General features: G+C 66.1%; 7 protein-coding genes and 2 pseudogenes. 6 read left to right on the plus strand and 3 right to left on the minus strand.

The features are described from left to right. From WB785_RS17470 to WB785_RS17490, 5 genes and pseudogenes are all read left to right on the plus strand, one after another. Window positions 1–532: pseudogene (locus WB785_RS17470) on the plus strand (dihydropteroate synthase); the annotation flags it as partial. Beyond that, entirely contained in the window at window positions 529–1,521 is a 993-nt protein-coding gene (locus tag WB785_RS17475; protein WP_424080566.1) for a glucosyl-3-phosphoglycerate synthase, read from the plus strand. The pseudogene WB785_RS17470 and the gene WB785_RS17475, both read left to right, overlap by 4 nt. Before the next feature lie 81 nt (window positions 1,522–1,602). After that, window positions 1,603–1,956: a DivIVA domain-containing protein gene (locus tag WB785_RS17480; RefSeq protein ID WP_424080567.1), complete on the plus strand. Its 354-nt coding sequence runs from the start codon at window positions 1,603–1,605 to the stop codon at window positions 1,954–1,956. Next, window positions 1,953–2,537, plus strand: a complete 585-nt coding sequence (locus WB785_RS17485; protein ID WP_424080568.1) for a DNA-3-methyladenine glycosylase I — start codon at window positions 1,953–1,955, stop codon at window positions 2,535–2,537. Before WB785_RS17480 ends, WB785_RS17485 begins: the two co-directional genes overlap by 4 nt. Window positions 2,538–2,705: 168 nt before the next feature. Then, entirely contained in the window at window positions 2,706–2,873 is a 168-nt protein-coding gene (locus WB785_RS17490) for a DUF3117 domain-containing protein (RefSeq protein ID WP_003406247.1), read from the plus strand. Here the strand turns inward: WB785_RS17490 and glgA are convergent. Next, window positions 2,870–4,039 (minus strand): glycogen synthase, encoded by a 1,170-nt coding sequence (glgA, locus tag WB785_RS17495; RefSeq protein ID WP_424080569.1) that lies wholly within the window; start codon window positions 4,037–4,039, stop codon window positions 2,870–2,872. The two genes, WB785_RS17490 and glgA, sit on opposite strands and share 4 nt — an antisense overlap. Window positions 4,040–4,184: 145 nt before the next feature. On the opposite strand from glgA, the gene glgC reads away from it, so the two are divergent. Beyond that, the gene (gene glgC / locus WB785_RS17500) at window positions 4,185–5,399 is read left to right on the plus strand and encodes a glucose-1-phosphate adenylyltransferase (protein WP_424080570.1); all 1,215 of its coding nucleotides are present in this window, start codon (window positions 4,185–4,187) and stop codon (window positions 5,397–5,399) included. Between the two features lie 47 nt (window positions 5,400–5,446). Here glgC and WB785_RS17505 read toward each other — a convergent pair whose 3' ends face one another. Further along, complete coding sequence (locus WB785_RS17505; RefSeq protein ID WP_424080571.1) at window positions 5,447–6,121, minus strand: methyltransferase family protein; 675 nt, start codon at window positions 6,119–6,121, stop codon at window positions 5,447–5,449. 10 nt (window positions 6,122–6,131) lie between these two features. After that, a pseudogene (locus tag WB785_RS17510) lies at window positions 6,132–6,895 on the minus strand (ABC transporter permease); the annotation flags it as partial.

Here is a 6,895-nt window from a genome sequence, read left to right on the forward strand (position 1 = left end):
CGACACCTGGGGTGGTGTCGATCCAGCGATGCCCGAGGTGGCCGCGGAATTCGGAGCCGGGCTGGTGTGCTAGCACACCGGGGGATTGCCGCCACGCACCCGGCCATTCCGGGTCAGCTATGCGACAAGCACCCGCGGGGTGGTGGACGACGTAATCCGCGAAGTCACCACGGCCGCGGAGCGCGCCGTCGCTGCCGGGGTGGCCCGTGACCGCGTGCTGATCGACCCGACCCACGACTTCGGCAAGAACACCTTCCACGGCCTGGCGCTGTTGCGGCACATGGAAGATCTTGTTAACACCGGGTGGCCGGTGTTGATGGCGTTGAGCAACAAAGACTTCGTCGGGGAGACTCTTGGGGTGGATCTGACCGAACGGCTGGAGGGGACCCTGGCAGCCACCGCGCTCGCGGCTGCCGCCGGTGCGCGGATGTTCCGGGTGCACGAAGTCGGGCCCACCCGGCGGGTGTTGGAGATGGTGGCTTCGATCAATGGGCAGCGCCTGCCGACGCGCACGGTGAGAGGACTCGCATGACGGCATCAGAGCTGGTCGACCTCGCGGCCGAGGGGGCATTGACCGCACTGCCCGGCGACGTCTGGCTGGCCGACCGCTGTTGGACCCGTCCGCACTGGACCGTTGACGAGTTGGTGGCCGCGAAGGCCGGACGGACCGTCTCGGTGGTGTTGCCTGCCCTCAACGAGGAAGAAACCGTCGAATCGGTGATCGACAGCATTTCACCGCTGGTCGGCGGGCTGGTCGACGAGTTGATCGTGCTCGATTCGGGCTCCACCGATGACACCGAGATCCGGGCGATCGCCGCAGGCGCGCGCGTCGTCACAAGAGAACAAGCCTTGCCGCACATCCCGCCGCGGCCCGGCAAGGGCGAGGTGCTGTGGCGCTCACTGGCCGCCACCGATGGCGACATCGTGGTGTTCGTCGACTCCGACCTGATCGACCCCCACCCGATGTTCGTGCCGCGGCTGCTCGGGCCGCTGCTCACCGAGGACGGCATCCACCTGGTCAAGAGCTTTTACCGGCGGCCGTTGAACATCGGCGACGTCAGCGAGGCCGGCGGCCGCGAAGGCGCCACCGGCGGCGGGCGGGTCACGGAGTTGGTGGCGCGGCCGCTGCTCGCGGCCTTGCGACCCGAACTGGGTTGTGTGCTGCAGCCGCTCGGCGGCGAATATGCGGCCAGCCGCGAACTGCTCACCTCGGTGCCGTTCGCGCCGGGCTACGGCGTCGAGATCGGCCTGCTGGTCGACACCTATGACCGGCTGGGTCTGGATGCGATCGCACAGGTCAACCTGGGCGTGCGCGCACACCGCAACCGGCCGCTGGCCGAGTTGGGCCCGATGAGCCGCCAGGTTGTCGCGACCCTGCTGTCGCGCTGCGGCATCCCCGACTCCGGAGTGGGGCTGACCCAGTTTTTCGTCGACGGTCCCGATGGTGAGGGCTACACCCCGCGCACGTCGACGGTGTCGTTGGCCGATCGGCCGCCGATGAACGCGCTACGGGCGCCATAGTCGAGCTGTCGCACCGATCGCAAGCGCGGCGAAGCCGGGCGCAGCGGGTCGACACGGAACCAATAAGGCAATATCGGTCACGTGGCTTTGGTGTTGCTCTACCTGGTGGTACTTGTCCTGGTCGCGGTCGTGCTGTTCGGGGTGGTTAGTTTGCTGTTCGGCCGCGGCGAGTCGCTGCCGCCGCTGCCCAGGGGAACGACGCCGACCGTGCTGCCGCCCTCCGGTGTCACCGGCGCCGATGTCGACGCGGTGAAGTTCACTCAGACACTGCGCGGCTACAAGACCAGCGAGGTGGACTGGGTGCTGAACCGGCTCGGTCAGGAGCTCGACTTGCTGCGCGGCCAACTCTCGTCGGTGCACGCCGCAGCAGCCGCCGACGAGACCGAGAACCCCGATCCGGTCGCTGATGTTGCCGACCGCCAGGAGCCGACATGACCGCGCCGGACGGCGACGGGTTGATCCGCTGCGACTGGGCCGAAAGTCGGCCAGGCCCGGACTTCGCGCTCTACCGCGACTATCACGACCAGGAATGGGGCCAACCGCTGCGCGGGCGGGTGCCGTTGTTCGAGCGATTAAGTCTGGAGGCCTTTCAAAGCGGCCTCTCCTGGCTGACCATCCTGCGCAAGCGGGAGAATTTCCGGCAGGCATTCGCCGGCTTCGACATCGAGACCGTCGCCCGGTACACCGATGTCGACGTGGCCCGGCTGATGGCCGACCCGGGAATCGTCCGCAATCGCGCCAAGATCGGGGCGACTATCGCTAACGCGCGTGCCGCTGCCGATACCGGGGTCGACCTCTCCGAGTTGCTGTGGTCGTTTGCGCCGGAGCCGCGGCCCCGGCCCTTGACCTCCGCAGAAGTCCCTTCCGTCACTGCGGAATCCACCGCGATGGCACGCGAGTTGAAGCGCCGCGGATTCCGTTTTGTCGGACCGACCACCGCGTACGCGTTGATGCAGGCGACCGGGATGGTCGACGATCACATTCGAACCTGCTGGGTGCCGTCAGCAGCCCGTTAAAAACGCCGACCCGGAGGTCATGTTCACCTGCCCGAGCCGGATAGGGAACAATGGAGGGGTGAATTTGCAGTTCAATGCCGGGGATGGCTGGAATTCCACTGGCGGGGCACGCCCGGCGCTGACGAGGTCCGTGACGGCGGGCCACCTCGAACCTGGAGGGAGCACTCGATGGCGGCGATGAAGCCCCGGACCGGAGACGGTCCACTGGAAGCGACCAAGGAGGGGCGCGGCATCGTGATGCGGGTACCGCTGGAGGGCGGTGGACGACTCGTCGTCGAGCTGACACCCGACGAAGCCGCCGCGCTGGGCGACGAGCTCAAAGGCGTCACCAGCTAAGCCAGCTTCCGGTAAATCTCCAGCGTTTGTTCTGCAATGCGCGCCCAGGAGAATTCCGCGATGCAGCGCTGCCGGCCCGCCTGGCCGTAGCGCTCCGCCTTTTCCGGATCGGCGATCAGGGCGTTGACCGCCTCAGCGAGCCTGATCTCAAAACCGTCCGCATCGTCGGGGTCGAAGTGCACCAGCGAACCCGTGACCCCGTCGGCGACCACCTCTGGAATGCCACCGACATCCGACGCCACCACCGCGGTGCTGCAGGCCATCGCTTCGAGGTTGACGATGCCCAACGGCTCGTACACTGATGGGCATACGAAAACTGTTGCAGCCGAGAGTATCTCGCGTATTTTTCCGATGGGCAGCATCTCTCTGACCCAGAACACGCGGGACCGCTCGCGGGCCAGCCCGGCCACCCCGGCCGACACCTCCGCGGCGATTTCCGGTGTATCGGGCGCTCCCGCGCACAGCACTAGCTGCACGTCGGGGTCGAAGCGGTGTGCGGCTGCCAGCAGGTGGGCGACGCCTTTCTGTCGGGTAATTCGCCCGACAAATGCCACGATCGGCCGGGCGCGGTCGACGCCGAGGTCGGCGAGCACGGATTCCCCCGGGGCAGACGGGGACGCGTCGACCGGGTGCCACACCTCGGTGTCGATCCCGTTGCGCACGACATGCACCCGGCCAGGATCCAGCGTCGGATAGACCCGCAACACGTCGTCGCGCATACCCGAGCTGACGGCGATGATGGCGTCGGCAGCCGTCACCGAGCTCTGCTCCACCCACGAAGAGATTCGATAGCCGCCGCCGAGCTGTTCGGCCTTCCACGGCCGTAACGGCTCCAGCGAGTGGGCGGTCAACACGTGCGGGACGTCGTAGAGCAATGCGGCCAGCTGCCCGGCCAACCCGGTGTACCAGGTGTGGGTGTGGACGACGCTGGCCTCGGCGGCGGCATTGGCCATCACCAGATCCGACGACAACGTCGACAGCGCCGGGTTCGCGCCGCGCAGCTGCATGTCGGGCTGGTACGCGAACGCGTCCGGCCGGGCAGCGCCCATGCAATGTACGTCGACCTGGCACAGCTTGCGCAGTTGTGCGACGAGCTCGGTGACGTGTACTCCCGCGCCGCCGTATACCTCGGGCGGATACTCCCGAGTCATCATCGCCACCCGCATACCCGGCACGGTAGTTCGGCGACGATGCGGGCCGTGAAGCGGCCCGACGCCGGGTTGACCCAAATAGCTTGATGGACAGTCCGTCAGCGTGGGTATTCACGGGAATGACCTGGCAGGGGTTCGCGACGGCCGTTAGGTTTGATCCATGAGGGAAGCGCCACACGTGCTGGGCATCGTCCTGGCCGGCGGGGAGGGCAAGCGGCTGTATCCGTTGACCGCGGACCGGGCCAAACCCGCGGTTCCCTTCGGCGGCGCCTACCGGCTGATCGACTTCGTGCTTTCCAATCTCGTCAACGCCCGTTATCTGAGGATCTGCGTTCTCACCCAATACAAGTCGCACTCGCTGGACCGTCACATTTCGCAGAACTGGCGATTGTCCGGGTTGGCCGGTGAGTACATCACCCCGGTTCCCGCACAGCAGCGGCTCGGCCCGCGGTGGTATACCGGCTCGGCCGACGCCATCTATCAATCGCTGAACCTGATTTACGACGAGGATCCGGACTACATCGTGGTTTTCGGCGCCGACCACGTGTACCGGATGGACCCGGAGCAGATGCTGCGGTTTCACGTCGACAGCGGTGCCGGGGTGACGGTGGCCGGGATCCGGGTGGCCCGTGCTGAGGCGAGCGCATTCGGGTGTTTGGACGCCGATGATTCTGGGCGCATCCGCAACTGGGTCGAGAAACCGGTTGAGCCGCCCGGCACGCCGGATGACCCGGATAGCACTTTTGTGTCGATGGGCAATTACATCTTCACCACCAAGGTGCTCATCGATGCGATCCGTGCCGATGCCGACGAAGATCATTCCGACCACGACATGGGCGGCGACATCATTCCGCGGCTGGTATCCGACGGGCTGGCCGCGGTCTACGACTTCTCCGACAACGAAGTGCCCGGCGCCACCGACCGCGATCGGGCCTACTGGCGCGATGTCGGAACCCTGGACGCCTTTTATGACGCCCACATGGATCTGGTGTCGGTGCATCCGGTGTTCAACCTGTACAACAAGCGCTGGCCGATCCGCGGCGAGTCGGAGAATCTAGCGCCGGCCAAGTTCGTCAACGGTGGCTCCGCGCAGGAGTCGGTGGTGGGGGCTGGCAGCATCATCTCGGCTGCGTCGGTACGCAACTCGGTGCTGTCATCGAACGTCGTCGTCGACGACGGAGCGATCGTCGAGGGCAGCGTGATCATGCCCGGCACCCGCGTTGGCCGCGGTGCCGTGGTCCGTCACGCAATCCTGGACAAGAACGTCGTCGTCGGGCCGGGTGAGATGGTCGGGGTGGACCTGGAGAAGGACCGTGAACGCTTCGCGATCAGCGTGGGAGGCGTTGTCGCGGTGGGCAAAGGCGTCTGGATCTAAGGCGGGCTTTTCCCCGCGAGCAGTCGCAAAAGTCCCTTTTCAAGCGCTCACCACACGTAGGGCACCAGCCGGTAGCGCACCTCTTGGGTGTACTCGCGGTAGCCGCGCAATTCCTCTTCGAGTAGGTCTTCTTCATCGCGGATGCGAAGCGCGAGCACGATCAGGCCGGGGATGACAAAGACCAAACCCCAGTACGAGCCGAGCGCCAGCGGGACGCCAACCATCAAGATAATGTTTCCGGTGTACATCGGATGCCGCACCAATCCGTACAGCCCGGTTGAAGCGAGCTGCTGGCTTGCTTCAACCGTGACATTGGCTGCGGCATAGCCGTTTTGGATGACTACCAGCATCGCGACGCTCAGACCGACTGCGACCAGGATATCGCCGACCACCGAGATCGACGTCGGAACCGGCGACCACCCGAAGCGGTGGTCAAGGGCGCTGAAAACGAACATGCCCAGAAAGCAGATAACCAGGAAGGTGATGACGATCCGCTGCAGCGTTCGGGTTTCCGCTAGTGGCCCGCCACGCATGCGCCGCTCGAGCGCGGCCGGGTTCGTGCGCGCCAGGTAAATGCTGGGGATCCAGGTGGAGAGCGCGAATACCCCGAGGAAGACCCACGCCTGCCAGTAATGGAATGTCCCCGCCGGCAGGAACAGCATCAACCCGAAGGCCGCCAGGCCCAAAGCCGCTGAAACCAGGCCCTTACCAAGCAGTTTCATGATGTGCTCCTTAGGTCTGCACGTCGCGGTGTTGGAACGCCGCCATCCCCACCGAGATCAGCGCGGCGTCGATCACCAGTAACCACAGGACGGGAAATGGCGTGAAGGCGCCGCCGGTAACCCGCGGAACGTGCGCGAACGGCTCGAGGTCGAGCAGCCATTGGGGAAAGCCCGATAGCGACCCGATCAGGTAGAGCGCGACGAACCCGACCAGCGCGCCCCATGCCACCGGGCTGAACCTCGGTGCCAGCCCGAACAATGCGACGGTCACCGCGGCGGAAAGCCACACGGCGGGCAGCTGTACCGCCGCGGTCGCGAGGACCATCGAAAGCTTGCCGCCGATGTCATGTGCGGCAACACCATAGGACAGTCCGGCCGCTGCTCCTGCGATCAACATCGCGACGGCGGACCCGATCAACGCGATAGCCAGATAGCTTGCTAGCCAACGGCGTCGGCCTACCGCACCGCTTAGCACCGTTTCGGCTCGCTGGCTGGTCTCCTCCTGGTGCGGCCGCAGGGCCAGCGAGATGGCGAATGCGGACGCCATCATGCCCAGCATGCAGAACGCCACAGCGACGAAGGCCTGCTCCAATGCGCCAGTGCCGCCCATCCGCTCGACAATGTCTTGCGCCGTACCGCCGCCCAGCTCGTCGCCGATGCCGTGCACCACGCTGCCGATCAGCAAGCCATAGAGGCATAGCCCGACCGTCCACAGCAGCAGCGCGCCGCGATCCAGCCGCCAGGCCAGTCCGAGCGCGCCGCCCAGCATCGGGG

The organism is Mycobacterium sp., from assembly GCF_049585075.1.
Taxonomy (GTDB): Bacteria; Actinomycetota; Actinomycetes; order Mycobacteriales; family Mycobacteriaceae; genus Mycobacterium.